16 protein-coding genes and 1 pseudogene are annotated in these 19,641 nt (G+C 41.1%); all 17 read right to left on the minus strand.

Features of this window, described 5'->3' with window-relative positions; all coding sequences use genetic code 11:
• Positions 1–175: 175 nt before the first annotated feature.
• The gene (gene nadE / locus M1G05_RS04765; protein WP_247953220.1) at positions 176–1,000 is read right to left on the minus strand and encodes an ammonia-dependent NAD(+) synthetase; all 825 of its coding nucleotides are present in this window, start codon (positions 998–1,000) and stop codon (positions 176–178) included.
• Positions 997–2,457: a nicotinate phosphoribosyltransferase gene (locus tag M1G05_RS04770; protein ID WP_247953221.1), complete on the minus strand. Its 1,461-nt coding sequence runs from the start codon at positions 2,455–2,457 to the stop codon at positions 997–999. Before M1G05_RS04770 ends, nadE begins: the two co-directional genes overlap by 4 nt.
• Before the next feature lie 115 nt (positions 2,458–2,572).
• Positions 2,573–3,061, minus strand: coding sequence for a DUF6773 family protein (locus M1G05_RS04775; RefSeq protein WP_247953222.1), 489 nt, complete (start codon positions 3,059–3,061; stop codon positions 2,573–2,575).
• On the minus strand, positions 3,051–3,260 hold the full coding sequence (locus tag M1G05_RS04780) for a helix-turn-helix transcriptional regulator (protein ID WP_001812672.1): 210 nt from the start codon (positions 3,258–3,260) through the stop codon (positions 3,051–3,053). The genes M1G05_RS04775 and M1G05_RS04780 overlap by 11 nt, the downstream gene beginning before the upstream one ends.
• Positions 3,261–3,599: 339 nt before the next feature.
• Positions 3,600–4,010, minus strand: a pseudogene (locus tag M1G05_RS04785) (GNAT family N-acetyltransferase).
• Between the two features lie 252 nt (positions 4,011–4,262).
• A complete protein-coding gene (locus tag M1G05_RS04790; RefSeq protein WP_023947824.1) occupies positions 4,263–5,627 on the minus strand; it encodes an amino acid permease in 1,365 nt (454 codons plus the stop codon).
• 75 nt (positions 5,628–5,702) lie between these two features.
• Positions 5,703–6,185: a transcription elongation factor GreA gene (gene greA / locus M1G05_RS04795; RefSeq protein WP_000818750.1), complete on the minus strand. Its 483-nt coding sequence runs from the start codon at positions 6,183–6,185 to the stop codon at positions 5,703–5,705.
• 60 nt (positions 6,186–6,245) lie between these two features.
• Entirely contained in the window at positions 6,246–7,940 is a 1,695-nt protein-coding gene (mltG, locus tag M1G05_RS04800) for an endolytic transglycosylase MltG (RefSeq protein ID WP_247953223.1), read from the minus strand.
• A 79-nt stretch (positions 7,941–8,019) separates the two neighbouring features.
• Positions 8,020–8,514, minus strand: coding sequence for a GNAT family N-acetyltransferase (locus tag M1G05_RS04805; RefSeq protein ID WP_247953224.1), 495 nt, complete (start codon positions 8,512–8,514; stop codon positions 8,020–8,022).
• The gene (locus M1G05_RS04810; RefSeq protein WP_024057419.1) at positions 8,504–8,977 is read right to left on the minus strand and encodes a GNAT family N-acetyltransferase; all 474 of its coding nucleotides are present in this window, start codon (positions 8,975–8,977) and stop codon (positions 8,504–8,506) included. Before M1G05_RS04810 ends, M1G05_RS04805 begins: the two co-directional genes overlap by 11 nt.
• Positions 8,978–8,986: 9 nt before the next feature.
• Positions 8,987–10,321, minus strand: a complete 1,335-nt coding sequence (gene murC / locus M1G05_RS04815; RefSeq protein ID WP_247953225.1) for a UDP-N-acetylmuramate--L-alanine ligase — start codon at positions 10,319–10,321, stop codon at positions 8,987–8,989.
• A gap of 10 nt (positions 10,322–10,331) precedes the next feature.
• Entirely contained in the window at positions 10,332–10,949 is a 618-nt protein-coding gene (locus M1G05_RS04820) for a divisome accessory protein ZapJ (protein ID WP_247953226.1), read from the minus strand.
• A gap of 47 nt (positions 10,950–10,996) precedes the next feature.
• Positions 10,997–14,095, minus strand: a complete 3,099-nt coding sequence (locus tag M1G05_RS04825; RefSeq protein ID WP_247953227.1) for a pilus expression-regulating Snf2 family helicase — start codon at positions 14,093–14,095, stop codon at positions 10,997–10,999.
• A gap of 92 nt (positions 14,096–14,187) precedes the next feature.
• Complete coding sequence (locus tag M1G05_RS04830; protein ID WP_060627816.1) at positions 14,188–15,354, minus strand: MalY/PatB family protein; 1,167 nt, start codon at positions 15,352–15,354, stop codon at positions 14,188–14,190.
• 7 nt (positions 15,355–15,361) lie between these two features.
• Positions 15,362–16,456, minus strand: a complete 1,095-nt coding sequence (locus tag M1G05_RS04835; RefSeq protein ID WP_101784546.1) for a cystathionine gamma-synthase — start codon at positions 16,454–16,456, stop codon at positions 15,362–15,364.
• 270 nt (positions 16,457–16,726) lie between these two features.
• On the minus strand, positions 16,727–17,182 hold the full coding sequence (locus M1G05_RS04840; RefSeq protein ID WP_247953228.1) for a hypothetical protein: 456 nt from the start codon (positions 17,180–17,182) through the stop codon (positions 16,727–16,729).
• 419 nt (positions 17,183–17,601) lie between these two features.
• Positions 17,602–19,560 (minus strand): peptide ABC transporter substrate-binding protein, encoded by a 1,959-nt coding sequence (locus M1G05_RS04845; protein WP_247953229.1) that lies wholly within the window; start codon positions 19,558–19,560, stop codon positions 17,602–17,604.
• Positions 19,561–19,641: the final 81 nt, after the last annotated feature.

Genomic DNA, 19,641 nt, shown 5'->3' on the forward strand with positions numbered 1-19,641 from the left:
TCTCTGTCCAGTCAGCATTGAAATTTGTTTTGCTGTTGAATTTCAAGGTAATAAGCTAAAAAGGTCCACTGGACTTCCTAGCTTACTTGTTTCCATGCTAGGGGTAAAAACCTCCACTGGAGGTTCCTCGTTTTCCCGTTTCTAGACTCGGGCTGAAAACCTCCACTGGAGGTTTTCACTCCCAAAAGTCATCAAAGACGGTGATTGGTAGGTGGCGTTTATGTTGGCCTTTGTGCCACCAGTTTTCAATAGTCGCTTGGGCTTCTGGGCTGATTGTTTTGCCTTCTAGGTAGTCGTCAATCTCTTCATAAGTGACTCCGAGGGCTACTTCATCAGCTAGACCTGGTTTGTCTTCTTCTAGGTCTGCTGTTGGGATTTTTTCATAAAGGGCTGGGTCTGCACCAAGTTCCTGTAAGAGTTGTTTTCCTTGGCGTTTATTGAGGCGGTAAAGAGGGAGAATATCTGCACCCCCGTCACCAAACTTGGTAAAGAAACCTGTGATATTTTCCGCAGCATGGTCTGTTCCAATGACCGCTCCGCTATGGGAACCAGCAAGGGCATACTGAGCAATCATACGGCAGCGAGCCTTGATATTGCCCTTGTTGAAGTCTGAAACAGGGCTTCCTGTCGCTTCAACTGCAACTGTCATGGCATCAGCTGATTCCTTGATATTCACCACTAAACTGATATCTGGCTGAATGAAGGCTAGGGCTTTTTGAGCATCTGCTTCATCAGCTTGCACTCCATAAGGCAGGCGGACAGCGATAAATTTGTAGCTGTCATCTCCCGTTTCTGCTCGCAGTTCTTCCATGGCCAGTTGAGCCAATCGTCCTGCTAAGGTTGAGTCTTGTCCTCCAGAAATCCCTAGTACAAAGGTTTTTAGGAAGGGATGTTTTTTCAGATATCTCTTTAAGAAATCAATAGAACGACGGATTTCTTCCTGGGCATCAATCACTGGTTTGACACCCAGTTCTTGGATAATCGTTTCTTGCAAACTCATTCTTCTTCTCCTTCGCCGAGGGCTTCCTTGCGCATCTTATCAATCAAGTCCATCTTATCTTGCCATACATCACGCGCCAAATCCACTGGATAGTGTTGCGGATTGAGCACGCGCTTGTACTCATCCCAAAGCTTGTCAAATTCCTTACGAGCATAGTCCTGAATCTCAGTCAAGCTAGGCAGCTTGTATATCAATTCCCCGTTTTTAAAGATATCCACCAAGAGAGGAACAGCGTCAAAATTACGAACCGTCTTCTTGATGTAGGTATAAGTCGGATGGAACATCTTGATTTCTGTCATGCTGGCAACATCTACGCCATCATAAGTGATATAGTCTCCTTCTGACTTGCCTTTTTCACGACTGGTAATGCGCCACACCTGCTTCTTACCTGGTGTAGACACTTTTTCAGCATTATTTGACAGCTTGATCGTATTGCGCATGTTCCCATTTTCATCTTCGATCGCAACAATCTTATAAACTGCCCCAAGAGCTGGCTGGTCATAGGCTGTAATCAGCTTAGTTCCCACGCCCCAGACATCAATCTTGGCCTTTTGCATCTTGAGGTTGAGGATGGTATTTTCGTCCAAATCATTTGAAGCATAAATCTTAGCCTCTGTAAATCCAGCATCGTCCAATTGCTGACGAACTTTCTTGGAAATGTAAGCAATATCCCCAGAGTCAATCCGCACACCCATAAAGTTAATCTGGTCACCCAGCTCACGCGCCACCTGAATGGCAGCGGGTACCCCGATGCGAAGGGTGTCATAGGTGTCCACAAGAAAGACACAGTTTTTGTGGGTCGCAGCGTAAGCCTTGAAAGCTTCATAGTCGTTACCATAAACCTGTACCAAGGCATGGGCGTGAGTCCCCAAGACAGGAATATCAAAGAGTTTACCAGCACGCACATTGCTGGTTCCATTGGCTCCACCAATCACCGCTGCGCGTGTTCCCCAGATAGCCGCATCCATCTCTTGCGCCCGACGTGTCCCAAACTCCATTAAAGGTTCATCTTCAATGACTGAACGAATACGAGCTGCCTTAGTCGCCACCAAGGTCTGGTAGTTGACGATGTTCAAAAGGGCCGTTTCGACCAATTGACATTGGACTAGAGGGCCTTCCACCTGCACAATCGGTTCATTAGCAAAAACCAAATCCCCTTCTTGGGCAGAACGAACGGTCAACTCCAACTTGAAATTGCGGAGATAGTCCAAGAATGCCCCCTGATAGCCAAGCGACTCCAAATAGGCGATATCACTATCTGAAAAACGCAAGTCTTCAAGATAACTCACAATTCTTTCTAAACCAGCAAAAACCGCATAGCCATTCTTAAAAGGCTGTTGGCGGAAATAAACCTCAAAGACCGCCTTTTTATTGTGAATTCCTTGGTCAAAGTAAACCTGCATCATGTTAATCTGGTACAAGTCCGTGTGCAATGTCAAACTATCATCTGGATACATACTTTTCCTACTTCCTTAGCTAGAAACACATAAAAATTTTCAAGAACTTTCATGTATTCCAATAAATTAGTACTATTATAACACATTTTGGCTGTATTGAGAAAAGAGTAACAAGCTATTCTCTGCTCTCCAGTTCATCCATGTCTTGTTCAAACTTTTTCTGAGCCCATTCTCCATAACTTTTAAGGCCGAGATTACCGATAAAAACCCAAGGAAGATAAATCAGATAAGTAATGACCCAAGCAGATAAGTATTTAAGGTTCAAAGGATTGTGCTGATAAATTTCTATGTTAAATTGATAATTCTGCAACATCAAAAGAGTCGTAATAGCAAGAGTTACCAGCAAACACCCTAAAAATGTAAAATGAAAACGACTATAGTAGTTCACACCAAAATCTCGAGCACGGCCGAAAAAGTAAGAAGTTCCAATAATGATAATGATGAGAATCATTCTCGGATTAAAAAGACTTGGTGCTAATACTGCAATCATATAAGATAAAATCAAGAAAGCTATAGAGATATAGAAACTTTCAGCCCCCGCTTTATTGATCAGTTGTTCTTCTCTTTCGTCTAGTAATTGATAATAAAAAAATCTATTTTTCATCTTCTTCCTCCCAAAATAATTGATCCAAAGTTTTGCCTAAACATCTGCAAATGGACTGGCAGAGCGAGAGACTGGGATTGTATTTCCCCGCCTCTATCAAACCAATAGTCTGGCGCGTCACCCCGACAGCCTCTGCCAGTTGACCTTGAGTTAAATCAAGCTCTACCCGAGCTAATTTTAATTTTAAATTTTTAGCCACCTGCATCCTCCTTATAGTTTTAAAAAGTTGCGCCTCTTTTTAACATTATTATATCATATATCTAACTTAATGCAACATATATCTGTCATTTTGTAATATTTTGTTAATAAAAAAATTCTCTACCACAAAAAGATAGAGAGTTTTCTGCTTATTCAATTTTTTCAAAATATCAACGGCATGGTAAGCTTTCACATCTAATGTCTCAGCTGCGATTGGTTTGTCTTAAATATCGTCTAGAAAGACACAATTTCTAGGTCCTAACTTGTATTTATCGATAGTTACTCATATCCATCAGTCCACCTCCATACTCATGTACGAGCTTATCACTTCATATTCACCTTACAGATTCTTTTGGTAATAATATCTTTGCCCAATGTAGGGATAGTCTTGTAAGGTAAAGACTTCCTTGTAGCCATGCCTTTTATAAAAATCTGGAGCTTGAAACTGGTAAGTATTGACAAAAGCAAAACGACAGCTTCGATTCTTAGCTTCAGTTTCTGCTTGCTGCAATAGTTTTGAACCGATCCCTTGCCCTCTCAGTTCCTCTTTTACAAATAAATACTCGATTTCTAGCCAATTTCCAAAAGTCTCAGCTATCAAACCTGCTAGGAGATTGCACTTCTCATCTTCGACATAAAGATTAAGTGGCTAACTTTCAGCCTCTTCTCTTTTTGAACGGTTATAAGCACGAATCAGATTCCCTATTTCTTGTGATTTATGGGATTCCTTATTTTCCAATCTAAAGTACATCTAAACCTCCTCAAATACTGTTACAGCTTGATTATAGTCTTATTTCAATAGACTGTCAAACTAGCAAAAACTCACCAACCTGAGTTGATGAGTCCTTACACTCTTCGAAAATCAAATTCAAACCACGTCAGCTTCACCTTGCCGTATATATGTTACTGACTTCGTCAGTTCTATCCACAACCTCAAAACCGTGTTTTGAGCAGCCTGCGACTAGCTTCCTAGTTTGCTCTTTGATTTTCATTGAGTATTAATCTATTTTCTAAATTTCCACTGGCTATAAATCCCGAAACCGATAATCCAGATAGCTGATCCGATTGCTCCTACAAATGTAGACTCTTGTAAAAAGAGGGTTACGAAGACAAAGGCAAAGAAGAGCATGGTTAAAGGATTTAGGAAACGATAATGGGGCATGAGATAGCCATCCGCCATAAAGTCTGGTGATTTGCGATACTTGAGGTGAGCCACCATAATCAAGATATAAATGGCGATATAAACACCTGATGATGATGCCGTAATCAAGGCAAAGGCATCCGAAACACCTGGCAAGACATTGATAAAGGCCGCTAGGGCAATCAAGATTGCTGAAGCGATGATGGCATTTTGTGGCACATTGTGGCGAGAAAGGGTATCTGCCTTAATAGCCTTTAAGAATGGGTTTGGTGAATCATGGGCAATCTGATACAAGTGACGACCTGTTGAATAAAGGGTTGAGTTAAGAGCAGATGCTGCTGAGGTCAAAACGACGAAGTTAATTAAGGCTGCCGCCCACTTGATACCGGCCAATTCAAATACTGTAACAAAGGGAGAATCAGCCGATGCAAGCTCACGCCACGGAATGATAGCCATGATGGCTAATAGGGCTCCTCCATAGAAAAAGGCAATACGTAATGGAATTTCCTTAACAGCTTTTGGCAATACCTGACGAGGATTTTTTGTTTCAGAAGTCGTTACCCCAATAAACTCAATCATGAGGTAGGCAAAGAAAACCATCTGGAAGGCCATGACAAAGTTTACTCCACCATTTGGGAATAGGGAGAAATTATCGGTGATATTAGCCAAACTTGCTACTCCATGTGGTGTCTTAAAGCCTGTCAAGACCATAAAGACTCCTGTGGCAATCATAGCTAAAATAGCCACAATCTTGACCATAGCAAACCAAAACTCAACTTCCCCAAAGAGCTTCACCGCAATCAGATTTACTAAGGCTAGAATAGTCAAAAATCCAATCTCAATCATCCAACTTGGCCAGCTAGGGAACCAAAACTGAACATAGTGAGAGATAGCAGTGATTTCCGCCATACCGATAAAGACAACGGATAACCAGTAAGACCAAACTGAGAAATAACCCCAGCCCTTACCCAAATGGCGCGTGATAAAGTTGATAAAGGTATGTTGCTCAGGGTCTTGGTAGAGCATTTCCCCAACCGCACGCATCATGAGGAACATGAAAGCTCCAGTAATCATATAAATCAGTACAATGGAAGGACCTGTTAAGCTGATAGAGCGACCTGCTCCCAAAAAGAGTCCTGTTCCGATTGTTCCCGCAATGGCCATAACCTGTACGTGACGATTGGTTAGACCACGCTCCATCTTATTTTTTTTCTTCTTTGAACTCATAACGTCTCCAATTCAATTTAAAATGGAAAAAGGAGTGAGTGAAGCGCACTGCCTCCCCACTCCTTTTTTCTATTTTTAGGCTGTTTTTTCAACCTTCAAAATTTTTACATCATAGCTACCAACAGGTGTTTCAATTGTTGCTGTATCACCTGTTTTCTTGCCAATCAAGGCTTGTCCAATTGGGCTTTCATTTGAAACCTTTCCTGCAAAGGCATCTGCACCAGCTGAACCTACGATAATATAAACTTCTTCTTCGTCCTCACCAATTTCTTGGATAGTAACTGTTTTACCAATCGCTACTTCGTCTTGGGCAACTGAGTCGCTATTGACGATTTCAGCATAACGGATTTTTGTTTCCAAGCTAGAGATTTGTCCTTCGACAAAGGCTTGTTCATCCTTAGCTGCTTCGTATTCACTGTTTTCTGAAAGGTCACCGTACGAACGAGCAATCTTTATGCGTTCTACCACTTCTGGTCGGCGGACCAATTTCAATTCTTCTAATTCTTTTTCAAGTTTTTCCTTTTCCGCAAGGGTCATAGGATATGTTTTTTCTGCCATTTTTCTCAACTTTCTTTCGATAGTATTGAATCTCTATCTGAGATTCTCATTTTTGTAGTCTTAGTTTGAACTACTATTTTGAGTAAGCTTGCTATTGACGTGCTCAGCTACATTACGATCATGTTCTTCCTGTGTCACTGCGTAATAGACTTTACCATCTGTAACATTTGCTACAAAGTAGAGGTTCTCACTCTTTGTTTGGTTGATACTTGCTTCAATCGCGTCCTGACTTGGACTATCTACTGGACCAGGCATCAAACCAGGTTTGGTATAAACATTATATGGTGAATTAATCGATGTGTCAATTCCAGCATCATCTGCTAGGCTAATATTTTGGCCAAGTTTCCCTTGGGCATACAAGATTGCAATATTGCTTTGAAGTGGCATACCAAGGTTCAAACGATTGTAGAAGACACCTGCAATCAACTTACGGTCTTCAGTCTTAGCACCTTCTTTTTCAACAAGTGAAGCAATTGTTAGCAATTCATTAACTGTCAAGTTTTTAGACTTGATTGCACTATAGTGCGGAGTCAAAGTCTTATCCATAGCTGCCAGCATCTCATCAATCAAGCTTTCAATAGTTGTGCTTTCCTTGATAGAGTAGGTCGCTGGGAAAAGATAACCTTCCAAACGGTAACGAACTCCACTTTCTTTCGTTGGCAAGCTTTCGAGTAGATTTGGATATTTAGCAACTTCTTGACTGATAAAGTTGTCATCTTGAACTTTAGCCAAGAAAGCTTCCGCTGTCAAAGGTTCTTTGAATTCACCTTGTAATTGGCCTACAGCTTGGGCAATTTGCTCAATTGTATAGCCCTCTGGAATGGTCAAATCTGCAAGTGACGGTTCTTGAGGTTCAGGAGTACCACCTTTTTGAAGTTCCTTGATGATATCCTCTGTACTCATGCTCTTTTGCAAATTGTAATATCCAGCCTTCAGATCTGAATAATTCTTATATTTAGCATAAAAAGCAAAAATCACACCGTGTTTAATCACACCAGAATGTTCAAGAGTTGATCCAATCTCTTGGACATTAGATCCTTCTGGGATTTGAACCGTTACATATTCCTTAGAATTTGCATCTACAGGTAGTAAAGATGATTGAACATACTGGTAACCGAAGTAACCACCTGCAGAAATCAAGGCAAGGAAAATCAATAGAGAAATGAAGAAAGCCTTCAAATGTGATTTTTTCTTCTTAACAGGTTTAACTGTCTCACGACGACTACGACGTGGAGTTTCAGAAATCACTTCAACAGCTTCCGCTTCGACAACCGGTTCTGGTCTTGGCGTTTCTGCTTGTGTCTCTTTTTGTGCTTCAGTCTTATAAGAAACAGCTACTCTTGTTGGAGTTGTGTTCACATCTTTTTCAGCTTTTTTAGGACGAATGACTTCTGGTCCCGGAACCGGTCTTGATGGACTTTCTTCAGCTGGAGAAGCTGGAACATCTTGACTTGGATGACTAGGAACGATTGGAGCTTCCTCTCTTCGTTCATCTGCTGGTGATGCAGGCACGTCCTCACTAGGATGCTGTGGAACACGTGGTGCATTCTCCATAATTTTTTCGACAGCTGATAGGGATGCGTTCATCACTTCTTCATCAGCAATTTTTGTTTCAGGGACAGACAAGGCCTCTTTTTTCTCAGCCAGCTCAGCAGCCTCTTGACGAATCCCTTCATATTGTTTTACTTTTTCTAAATCACGTAAAATCTGCTCTTTAAAGCTTAATTTTTCGTCTTCTCTTGGCTTTTCACTCAAAAGTTTATCCTCCTCGTTGACAATCCATAATATTATATCTTAAAAACGAAAGAAAAGCAACCTAGCATGCTTTTCTAGCTTATTTTTTAGCTTCCCAGACCATATCATACCAGGTTTCTCCTGCAAAGGTTGACTGGGACTGGCCTTCATTGACAAATCCATGTTTTTCATAGTAGGCGATGAGATAGTCATGACAGGTTAGGTTAATACCTTCTCTTTCGTGTTCAAGCGCCAACTCTTTCAAGGCTGTTAATAATTTCTGGCCAAGTCCAAGGCCCTGTGCCTCCTTGGCAATAGAAAGACAGGTCACAGAGATATAACCACCAGGCTCATGACTATGGTCTTCTATCTCCTCTGTAAAGGACTGGTCTTGCAGATGACGGTGGGGGCCAACTGGTCCTTCTATATACCCCATGATTCTGCCTTCTTTTTCTGCAACCAGAAATGAGGTCTGAATTTCTCGCAAATGTGCTTCAAAAACAGAGCGAGGAATGGCTTCTTCAATCGAGAAATTTTCTAGTTCAATCTCAACGATACGATCCAAATCTTCTAATCTTGCTTTCCTAATTTCCATTTCGCCTCCTAAAAAAGAGATTAAACCAAATCATACTAAAATCTTGACTAGCTGCATAAAGCGAATCTGTCTCTTCTTCATCAATAAAACCGTTCATTTCAAAATAGGAAAGCAACTCATCCGAACTCTTCAAACGGATAGCTTTGTAATCCTGCTTAACTGCCACATCTTTCAAAGCCGCAAGAAGAAGCGTTCCCAAGCCCTGTCTCTGATGGTCAGCCTCAATGACTAAAGAATGTATTTCTAGACATTGCGGATTGTGGGGCTGAGGACCACTTAGAACATAGCCCAAAAGCTGATTTTCATCCCTAGCTAGAAGAAAGGTATCCGCATACTTACGGATACTTTCTTCTAAAATATGGGAAGGTTGCTGCTTTTCAGCTGGAAAAGATGAAGCCTGAAGTTCCTCTATCTCAGCCAAATCAGACTTACTTGCCTGAATGATCTTAATTGGAATTTCCATGGGAAAATCCTATTGAACATTGCTTGTCAAGTTAGACAAGAGTCGCTCAAATGAGTATTCATAGGTTTGGATATCTCCTGCTCCCATAAAGACGTAAACAGCATTGTCATGGTCTAGGAGTGGAGAAACATTTTCAACAGTGATCACTTGGTGTTTCTTAGTGATTTTATTGGCTAGGTCTTCTACCTTAACATCACCATGGTCTACTTCACGAGCAGATCCATAAATTTGCGCTAGGTAAACTGCATCCGCTTGGTTCAAAGCGTGGGCAAATTCGTCCAACAAGGCAATTGTTCTTGTAAAAGTATGCGGTTGGAAGACTGCAACAATTTCCTTGCTTGGGTATTTCTGACGAGCCGCATCCAAGGTTGCAATAATTTCTGTTGGATGGTGGGCAAAGTCATCGATAATCACTGTGTCATTGACAATTTTCTCAGTGAAACGACGCTTAACACCGGCAAATGTTTTCAAGTGTTCACGCACCAAGTTCAAATCAAATCCTGCTGTGTAAAGCAATCCAATCACTGCTGTCGCATTCATGATATTATGACGACCAAAGGTTGGAATATGGAATTGCCCTAATTCTTGTCCACGGAAGTGAACTGTGAAGGTTGAACCAGTTGTTGAACGAAGAAGATCACTAGCGACAAAGTCATTACCTTCTGATTCAAAACCATAATAATAAATTGGTGCATCAGACGTAATCTTACGCAATTCAGCATCTTCTCCGTAGATAAACAAACCTTTGGTAATTTGTTTAGCATAGTCGTTAAAGGCATTGAAAACATCCTCTAGACTTGTGAAATAGTCTGGATGGTCAAAGTCAATGTTAGTGATGATAGAATATTCTGGGTGGTAAGGCATGAAGTGGCGCTCATATTCGTCAGATTCGAAGACAAAATATTTGGCATTAGCTGATCCTCGACCTGTCCCATCCCCAATCAAAAAGCTAGTATCTGTAATGTGAGACAAGACATGAGACAACATACCTGTCGTTGAAGTTTTGCCGTGCGCTCCAGCAACTCCCATGCTGACAAAGTCGCGCATAAAGCTACCTAGGAACTCATGGTAGCGTTTGTAACTAATGCCATTTTGGTCCGCATAGGCAATTTCGACGTTGTTATCTGGACGAAAGGCATTTCCAGCGATAATTTCCATATCACCGTCTAGATTCTTTTCATCAAAAGGAAGAATGGTAATCCCTGCCTGCTCAAGACCACGTTGAGTAAAGTAGTATTTTTCAACATCTGATCCTTGAACCTTATGCCCCATTTGGTGCAACATCAAGGCCAAGGCACTCATCCCTGATCCCTTAATTCCGATAAAATGATATGTCTTTGGCATGTTTTCTCCCCTATTCTGTAATTCTGGTCAGATTCAACTCTTGGGCAACCCGACGTTCTTGTTCTTTTTGTTGATTCTTTTTATTGTAGATTTGGCTCTTCTTCAAAAAATCATAGTTGTTTTTCTTTTGTCCTGAAGTTTCTTTTGGCTCAGCTTGAGTCGAAATATTGCTAACTTCTTCCGCCAAAATGTAATGAGACTGAGTCAATTTTTGACTATATTTAACAAATTCACCAGGATTTTCCTTTTGGAAAGGCGCGGTAGGTTGATTGCCCTGTCTATCCAAACGTTGCTGAGAAGGGCGTCTTGTAGGAGTAATATCCTTAGTCAGATAACTTGCTGAGCGTTTCTTTTTCAAGTCCGCACGCGCTTCTTCACGTGCAACCTCCGCATAGCTCTTTCCTTCTTTTTTTACTCCTAAGCCAACCTTCTTAGGTTTCTCTACTGGCTTTTCAAGCGGTTTGACTGGTTTTTCTTCAGTAATAGGGGCCCATTCCAGATAATTCTTATCACAGTATTCTCCCTTGATATTACTGATAAAGTCAGATTCATCGTAGAGGTCCATAACCGGCATCTCAGTCAGCATGACCTCATCATCTGACACCAATGGAAATCGTTCTTCTCTCATTTTCTATTTCCTTTCAACACTTCATTATAGCGTATTGTCTTGATTTTTCAAGTGCTGGCTTCAGAAATTCCCAAAATTTCTCTAATTTCTGCTAGGCTGAGACTGCCACGTGACTCTGTTCCATCCAATACTTGTGACACCAGATGTTTCTTTTGTTCTTGGAGTTCCTGAATTTTTTCTTCAATGGTTCCCCTGGTCACTAAGCGATAAACCTCAACCGTTTCTTCCTGCCCCATCCGATGGGCACGGCCAATGGCTTGCGCTTCCACCGCAGGATTCCACCAAAGGTCAACCAAAATAACCGTATCAGCACCTGTCAGATTCAGACCGACACCACCAGCCTTGAGGGAAATCAGAAAGGCATCTCTTTCCCCTTGGTTAAAGGCTTTGGTCATGTCTTGTCTTTCCTTGGCTGGGGTTGAACCCGTAATTTTAAAGGAAGTCAATCCCAAGTCTGGCAGTTCTTGTTCAATTTTCTCCAACATTCCCTTGAACTGCGAGAAAATCAAGACACGGTGTCCGCCGTCTGCCACCTGTAGCAGCAGATCTCGGAGACTATCCAGTTTGCCACTGGCTCCCTGATAATCTTCCATAAAGAGGGCAGGAGTGTCACAAATTTGACGCAAGCGCATCAGACCAGACAAGATTTCCACACGACTTCGCTGAAATTCCTGATCTGACACTTGAGACAGACGGTCTCGCATCTGTTGCAACTGGGCTAGATAGATAGCCTTTTGCTGGTCTTCCAGTTCATTTTTATAAACCACTTCAATCAAGTCTGGCAATTCAGTCAGCACTTCTTCTTTCTTGCGCCTCATAACGAAAGGCTTAATAAACTGAGCAACGCGCTCAGCTGGTAATTTCATAAATTCTTTCTTACTTGGCAAAAGTCCTGGCATGACGATTTGGAAAATAGACCACAACTCACCCAGATGGTTTTCAATCGGTGTCCCTGATAAGGCAAAAACTGCCGGTACCACAAACTGTCTCAAGGTCTGGGCAATCTTGGTCTGGGCATTTTTCATGACCTGAGCCTCATCTAAAAAAAGGAAATCAAAGGCCATCCCCTGATAAAGCTCACTATCCTGACGGAAGGTAGCATAGCTCGTAACATAGATTTGATGGCTTTCAGCAAGAATCTCTTCACGACTAGCTTTCAAACCATGAACAACAGCCACATCCAACTGTGGGGCAAATTTCTGAAACTCGTCCGCCCAGTTGTAAATCAAACCCGACGGAGCCAGAATCAAGACTCTACTTTCTTTTGTCACTTGACTGGTCAAAAATGCAATGGTCTGAAGTGTTTTACCAAGTCCCATATCATCAGCCAAAATCCCACCAAAACCATAATAATGGAGCATCTGCAGCCAACCGATTCCCTTTTCCTGATAATCTCGCAAGTCAGCCTTGACCTGAGTTGCTTGTCGAGGGAAGTCCTCTGGATGCGTCAAATCATGAGCCAAATTCTGGAATTCTTGTGAAAAAGAAATACGGTCTCGCCCTTCAAAGAGATGAGCCAAACTATAAGCCAAAGATTTTCGAGCCTGCAAGGCCCCATCTTTTAATTCAAACTGTCCCAGTTCCTGTAGATTTTGGCGAATTTTCTTGGTTTCTTCATCAAAAAAGTAGACTTGATTAGACGAATCAATATAAAAATCTTGATTGGCAACCAAGGCCTGCATGGCTTGGTCGATTTCCTCTTGGGCAATATCTTGAAAATCAAATTGGATTTCCAAGAGACCTCCCTTGGAAGCAATCTGAACTTGAGGGCTTGCTAGACTATAAAGCTCTTCTAACTTGTCTGATAAATTAACATTTCCGAGTTTTTCAAAGACTGGAATGATTTCATAGAAGAAATGATAGACAGACTCTGCTTTTAAGGCCTGACGCCAAGATTGAAAGTCTGCTTCAAATCCAGCTGCCAAACAGACTTGGAAAATTCTTTCTTCTAAATCAGCATCACTCGAAAATGGCAATTCTTCTAGCTCTTGTCGGCTAGATACCTGTCTATTTCCATAATCAAACTGAATTTCCAAACGAATCCGATTATCCTCTTCCCTGTCAAAGTAAAAAGAGGGTGCAAAGGATTTAATTTGTAGACGTTCTGGAGCTGAAACGGTCCCCATCTGGCTAAAAAGAGTTAAACAGGAAGCTAACTTATCGCGGTCACTGCTATCAAATTGCAGGTATTTCTTTCCATGTTGATCCAAAGGCAGCGCTTTGATTTCCTTGAGAAGACGCATCTGCTGGTCTGTTAGAAAATAAACCTGTCCTTTATGGAAAAGCACAGCTCCCTGATAAAAGGCATTGACCCTCGGACTCTCATGGATTTCCATTTCAAAATAGTCCGAGTATTCTGTTACTGTAAAGGTAAAAAGATTGGCATCAGCATGCATATCCTGAAAGAGCAGGGTTTGGTAGCTATCCACTTGATGGTCAAACTGAAAATAGGGCAAGGTCATCAGTAAATTCATACCCTGCTCAAAAAAGGTCAGAGGAAAAAAGAGGTGCCGGCCTTGATTTTGGAAAAAAAGCTCTGGACTAAGTGCTTCTTCCGTTAGTCCGCGTAAGAAAGCCAGAAGCTCTTGACTTTCCTCATTAAAGGCTTCCCAAGATAGAGACCCCTCATAGGTCTTACCAATCATATAAGGTTTTCTCTTCTCGACAACTTTTAAAAAGAGTGGAATATCCCGAATGACATAGTATTTTTGACTATTAATTTGCCCGATTCTCAGGGTCCACAAGATACGGTTGGTTCCTGCTTCAACCTGACCCACAGCCGACAATTCATAGGCTCGTTCTGGTTTTGGAGATAAGATTCGGTCTAAAAATTTGCCGCCCAAGGTCACCTTGGTTTCAACGGCCTCTTTTTCTTCATGACCTTCTTCCAGACTTTGCAAGATTGCCTGACCACGCTCATCATTTTTCAAAAAATGCTCCAGAGCCGCCAAGTGCACACAGTAGCCCCTCTTTTGGAAAAAATCGCAGGCACAAAAAACCAAATCATCCTCTAAACTATAGCGCAGTTCTTCTTCTGCAACGCGAGCGTAGAGCCGATTATTCTTTTCCTTGATGATGTCAACTTTACCAGTTTCATAAAGGGCAACGCCTTCGATACGGACTTTCCCCGGAATCAATTTAGCCATTTTTTTACCTTTACCTTATCTTTTTATTATACCATATTTTCCCTTATGAAAATAGCCTTCTAGGGATACTTTTCTCCTAGAAGGCTGGATTTTTAACGTTTGGCAAAAGTCGTCACAATTCGCTGACACACTTCTTGCAGCAGAGATTTAGGCATAGCTACATTGAGACGGGCATGGAGACTTCCTTCCTCTCCAAAATCCAAACCACGGTTGAGGATAACCTTGGCTTCATTTCTCAACAGCTCTTGTAATTTTTCATCAGTCAGGTCATAGGCTGAAAAATCAAGCCAAATCAAGTAGGTCCCTTGCGGTTTCATGACCTTGATTTTAGTCTCTTTTCCAAATAAATCTACCACATAATTAATATGATCTTCAAAGACTTGCTTGAGTTCCTCTAGCCAATCCTTCCCATAGCGATAAGCAGCTTCTGTCGCCAAATAACCCAAGCCTGAAATTTCATGCTGGTTATTGGCCAACTGGCGTTTCTGGTAAGCCAGTCTCAACTTAGGATTTTCAATGACAGCATAGGAATTTTTTGTCCCAGCGATGTTAAAAGTTTTAGTGGCACTGCTCAAGACGATTGCAAATTCTTTAAAAGCTGGATTAATGGTATTAAAAGACTGGTGTTTGTGACCAAAGAGGGCCAAATCTTGGTGAATCTCATCGGAAACCAAGAAAACACCGTGTTTCTGGCAGAGTTGGCCTATCTTTTCCAAGACTTCTTTTTCCCACACACGTCCACCAGGATTGTGAGGGTTGCAGAGGATATAGAGTTTGACCTCCTCTTCCACCAAATCCTTTTCAAGTTGATCAAAGTCAATCTCAAACAGACCATCCTTTTCCACCAAAGAATTGGTAATCAATCTACGGTTGTTCAACTTGACACTGCGAGCAAAGGGTGGATAGACAGGTGTGTTAATCAGAACCGCTTCGCCTTCTTTTGTAAAGGCTTGAATAGCTGTTGAGATGGCTGGTACCACACCCTCGATAAAGACAAGAGCCTCTTTATCAAAGTGGTAACCGTGTTGTGTAGCTTCCCACTTTTGAACTTCCTTAATTAACTCTTCACTGGCATAGGTATAACCATAAACCAGTTGATCAGCGTAAGTCTGCACGGCTTGGCGGATTTCAGGCAAGACTACAAAGTCCATATCCGCTATCCAAGCTGGTAGGACTTCACTATCCGTTTCTGCTTCTTTCCATTTATAGGTATGGTGCCCTAAACGGTTTGGCAGGCTTGTAAAATCATATTTTCCCATCTTTGTCTTATCCTTCTAATGCTTGGTGCAAATCTGCAATCAAATCTCTAGCATCCTCAATCCCAATTGACAAGCGCAAAAGGTCATCTGTCAAACCATAAGAATGGCGCACTTCTGCTGGAATATCAGCGTGAGTTTGAGTCGTTGGATAAGTAATGAGACTTTCTACCCCACCTAGACTTTCCGCAAAAGAGAAGACCTTGAGACTGTTCAAAATATGAGGAATGCGTGTTTCATCGGCTACTTTAAAGGAAATCATGCCTCCACGACCAGTGTAGAGAACTTCCTTAACTGCTGGAGAATCCTTCAAAAAGGCAACCACTTCTTGGGCGTTGGCTGTTGAGCGCTCCATACGAAGAGACAAGGTTTTGAGACCACGAATCAATTGATAACTGTCAAATGGTGACAAAACTGCCCCTGTCGTATTGAGATTGTAAAAGAGTTTCTCGTATAGTTCTAAACTATTGGTCACAACCACTCCAGCCAAGACATCATTGTGCCCTGCTAGATACTTGGTTGCTGAATGGAGAACGATATCTGCTCCATCTTCAATCGGACGTTGGTAGATAGGGCTGTAGAAGGTATTGTCCACCACTACTTTGGCACCCTTAGCATGAGCCAACTTTGCTAGTTTTTCGATATCAAATTCCAACATCAAGGGATTGGTTGGCGTTTCGATATAGAGAACATCTACGTCCTTTTCTAACTCGGCAATCAGCTCTTCTTCTGTATTGGCATAGGTAAAATGGAAACGGCCTTCCTGCTCCACTTGATTGAACCAGCGGAAAGAACCACCGTAAAGGTCACGGACAGCCAAGACCTTACTTCCTACTGGAAAGACGCTAAAGGCCAGTACAATAGCTGACATACCTGAGCTAGTCGCTAGGGCATAGTCTGCTGACTCAATAGCCGCCAAGACTTCTTCCGCCTTACTGCGAGTTGGGTTTTTAGTGCGCGTATAGTCAAATCCAGTAGATTGACCAAACTCTGGATGCTGATAAGTCGTTGAAAAATGAAGCGGTGTCACCAATGCACCTGTCGCTTCATCTGATTTGATACCCGCCTGGGCCAAAATTGTGTTGATGTGTAATTCCTTGCTCATACAATACCTCCATATCTATAGTAACTATTGTACCACTTATTTTCATCAACTCATTTTCTTCTTTTCAAGAGCTGGTTATAGTTTTAAACTATAGACTTATACTCTTCGAAAATCAAATTCAAACCACGTCAGCGTCGCCTTACCGTACTCAAGTACAGCTTGCGGCTAGCTTCCTAGTTTGCTCTTTGATTTTCATTGAGTATTAGCTAGTGAAGCTAAAAAGAATCCAGAAAATATTCCAGATTCTTTTGTGAAAATGATTGCTAGAGTTTACTTTAACCGAAAGAAATCGTGTTGGGCTAAATAGTCATAATGGTCTTTATTAAATTGATATTGGCCCACATGCTGACCAATCTGACCGACATCCACGGAAAAAATATAGACTTCATTTTGATAGTTCCAATTCAGCCTAACTGTATTCAAGGCTGGCTTATAAGTAAAATCTTGAACTTGATTCCAAGGCATCTCTACGACTTGATTAGAATGATTTTCTGTTATATCACTGATGTCCATCAAGTAGATTCCCTTAGGTGTGAATGCCAGAATCTTAGGCTTCACGCTTGACTGAACATAGTAACTTCCTCCTACAACGAAGAAATCAAAAAAGGATTTCAACAATGTCTTTTTCTTGAAGGCCATCAGAAAATTCTTTTGCCCTTCAATGTGACAAGTTGATAGAAATGATGCAATCTGTTTTTCTGTCGCAAATTCCATAATAGCGCCCATAATGTTACCTCCATAACGATTAGTAAATCGGCAGATAAGAACTCTTCACATAAAGAATAACTTATCATTTGTTGCGTTTTATACTCAATGAAAATCAAAGAGCAAACTAGGAAGCTAGCCGCAGGCTGTACTTGAGTACGGCAAGGTGAAGCTGACGTGGTTTGAATTTGATTTTCGAAGAGTATTATCTTACTTTTCCAGTAGATGGCACCCCTCCTATAAAATCACCCTAGCATGTGCATACTTCAATCAATATTGGGTAGATTTTCGAAAATAGCTTCTCACGTTTTTGTTATATTCATTATAACATAAATTTAATAAACCAATTAAAAAATGTAAGCACTTTTCTTCCAAATTCGCCAGCATTCTATATAAAAACGACGGCTTCTTTCGAAACCATCGTTTTTCTTGAAAAATCCTTATTTGACATGTTTTGCCAATTCTTCTTGGGCTTTTTTATTGGATTCTTCTTTTTCTTTCAGCCATTTTTCTTTAGCTTTTTCATATTCATCCTTTGTGACTGTCTTATCTTGTAATTTGAGATATTTATATGATTCAACCCCTTTATTACCAGCCAATGAATATGGTGTTGAGAAAGGAACGATTTTTCTCAATGTTGGTGTTCCACCAAGTGAAACATTTGGAATTGCTAGAGAGCTATCCACCAACCAAGCTTGGGCATCTGCATATTTTTCATAGCGTTTAGCTGGATCTTGTTCCTTATTAGCTTCTTCCAACATTTGAGTGTAGACATCCAGTCCAACAGCCTTGGCTTTGTCATTGGCTTCACCTGGCTCTATACCTAGATTTTGCATCAAACCACCAGAATTAACGTTAAAGACATCAAGATAGGTTGAAGGATCTTGATAGTCTGCAGTCCAACCACCATTGTAAAGATCATAATCCTTCTGAGCTGCAGTTTGAGCAAGATAACCTGAACTATCATAGTCCTCTGTAGAAAGTTGATGAACATCAATCACAACATTATCTGCACCTAAGACAGATTCTATTGATTGCTTCATGGAATTAATCCCTTGAATTTCAGCCTTATTAGCCAAATCTATAGTTTTATCTAAGTGTATAGGGAATTGGACTCCTTTGGCTTGGAGTTCTTTCTTAGCTTCAGCAAATTTAGCTTTAGCTTTTTCTGGATTGTAGTATGGATCTTGGGCATCTGCAAAGTTGATTCCTTGCCATTCCTTACCATAGTTGACCATTTTAGACGCAACTACTTCACCAAAGTCTTTTCCATTGATACTTACGAAGTTTGGAGGAACAACTAGGTTACGCAAAATCTTAGTTGCCCCCTCTTCTCCTTGAGATTGGGCCCCATAGGCCGTACGGTCATAGGCAAAATTAATGGCTTGACGGAAGTTCTTGTTAAGAACCGCTTCTTGAGTCGATTTCTTTTCAGCATCACTTGTCTTGGAAGTGAATTTATAAGATTTTCTATCTAAATTGAAGTTTAAGAAGTAAGAAGTAGCATCTTGCATGCTATAGATGATATTGTCCTTATTCTTTTCTTTAATCCCTTCGAAGCTTGAACTGTTTGGATAGAGACGAGCATAGCTATAAACACCTTCGGTAAAATTACGTGCTAACGCATCTTGGTCACTACCATCAAAATAAGTCAATTTCACATCATCTACAAAGACATTTTTAGCATCCCAGTAGTTAGGATTTTTCTTGTATTCGATGACCGATTTTGAAACAAAGGATTTCATCAAGAAAGGTCCATTGTACAAAATGCTAGATGGATCTACCTTCCCAAAATCATCCCCTTTTGATTTCAAGAAATCCGCATTGACTGGGAAGAGAATAGTTGAGGTTGTTTTTGAGTTCCAGTAAGGTTCTGGTCGTGCCAAGGTATATTGAACGGTTTGGTCATCAAGAGCCTTGACTCCGACAGTTGAAAAGTCTCTTGTTTTACCAGTGATATAGTCATCTAAACCTGCAACGGATTCTTGCACTAAGTACAAGGCTTCTGATTTTTTATCAGCCGCATATTTCAAACCAGTGACAAAATCTTGGGCAGTTACAGGAGCATATTCATCTCCATCTGCAGTATACCATTTAGCATCTTTCCGCAGTTTGTAGGTATAGGTCAAACCGTCCTTAGAAACACTCCAATCCTCAGCCAAGGATGGGACATAGTTCCCATATTGGTCATTTTCCATGAGACCATCTACCAGGTTGGTCACAATATCAGTAGTTGTTGAACGGTTTTCTGCTAGATAGTTCAAACTAGATGGATCACTTGAATAAACATAATTGTATGTTTTTGACCCTGTGCTAGAATTTCCACAGGCACTTAACAAAATACCTGCACTTAACACGACACCTGCAAGCGTTGCATACTTGGCCTTAGACTTTTTCATTTCCAGAACCTCCTGATTTAAATATTTGTCTTATTATACATTACAGGTTTTATTTAGTCAATAGTTTTTTAAGTAAAATTT

The sequence above is a fragment of the Streptococcus mitis genome, assembly GCF_023109515.1.
Taxonomy (GTDB): domain Bacteria; phylum Bacillota; class Bacilli; order Lactobacillales; family Streptococcaceae; genus Streptococcus; species Streptococcus mitis_CS.

What these genes read in the sequence shown, in the direction of transcription:
- nadE (WP_247953220.1), bottom strand. Translation starts at nt 1,000, where the DNA reads ATGAGTTTGCAAGAAACGATTATCCAAGAACTGGGTGTCAAACCAGTG.
- M1G05_RS04770 (WP_247953221.1), bottom strand. Translation starts at nt 2,457, where the DNA reads ATGTATCCAGATGATAGTTTGACATTGCACACGGACTTGTACCAGATT.
- M1G05_RS04775 (WP_247953222.1), bottom strand. Translation starts at nt 3,061, where the DNA reads ATGAAAAATAGATTTTTTTATTATCAATTACTAGACGAAAGAGAAGAA.
- M1G05_RS04790 (WP_023947824.1), bottom strand. Translation starts at nt 5,627, where the DNA reads ATGAGTTCAAAGAAGAAAAAAAATAAGATGGAGCGTGGTCTAACCAAT.
- greA (WP_000818750.1), bottom strand. Translation starts at nt 6,185, where the DNA reads ATGGCAGAAAAAACATATCCTATGACCCTTGCGGAAAAGGAAAAACTT.
- M1G05_RS04805 (WP_247953224.1), bottom strand. Translation starts at nt 8,514, where the DNA reads ATGGAAATTAGGAAAGCAAGATTAGAAGATTTGGATCGTATCGTTGAG.
- M1G05_RS04810 (WP_024057419.1), bottom strand. Translation starts at nt 8,977, where the DNA reads ATGGAAATTCCAATTAAGATCATTCAGGCAAGTAAGTCTGATTTGGCT.
- murC (WP_247953225.1), bottom strand. Translation starts at nt 10,321, where the DNA reads ATGCCAAAGACATATCATTTTATCGGAATTAAGGGATCAGGGATGAGT.
- M1G05_RS04820 (WP_247953226.1), bottom strand. Translation starts at nt 10,949, where the DNA reads ATGAGAGAAGAACGATTTCCATTGGTGTCAGATGATGAGGTCATGCTG.
- M1G05_RS04825 (WP_247953227.1), bottom strand. Translation starts at nt 14,095, where the DNA reads ATGGCTAAATTGATTCCGGGGAAAGTCCGTATCGAAGGCGTTGCCCTT.
- M1G05_RS04830 (WP_060627816.1), bottom strand. Translation starts at nt 15,354, where the DNA reads ATGGGAAAATATGATTTTACAAGCCTGCCAAACCGTTTAGGGCACCAT.
- M1G05_RS04835 (WP_101784546.1), bottom strand. Translation starts at nt 16,456, where the DNA reads ATGAGCAAGGAATTACACATCAACACAATTTTGGCCCAGGCGGGTATC.
- M1G05_RS04840 (WP_247953228.1), bottom strand. Translation starts at nt 17,182, where the DNA reads ATGGGCGCTATTATGGAATTTGCGACAGAAAAACAGATTGCATCATTT.
- M1G05_RS04845 (WP_247953229.1), bottom strand. Translation starts at nt 19,560, where the DNA reads ATGAAAAAGTCTAAGGCCAAGTATGCAACGCTTGCAGGTGTCGTGTTA.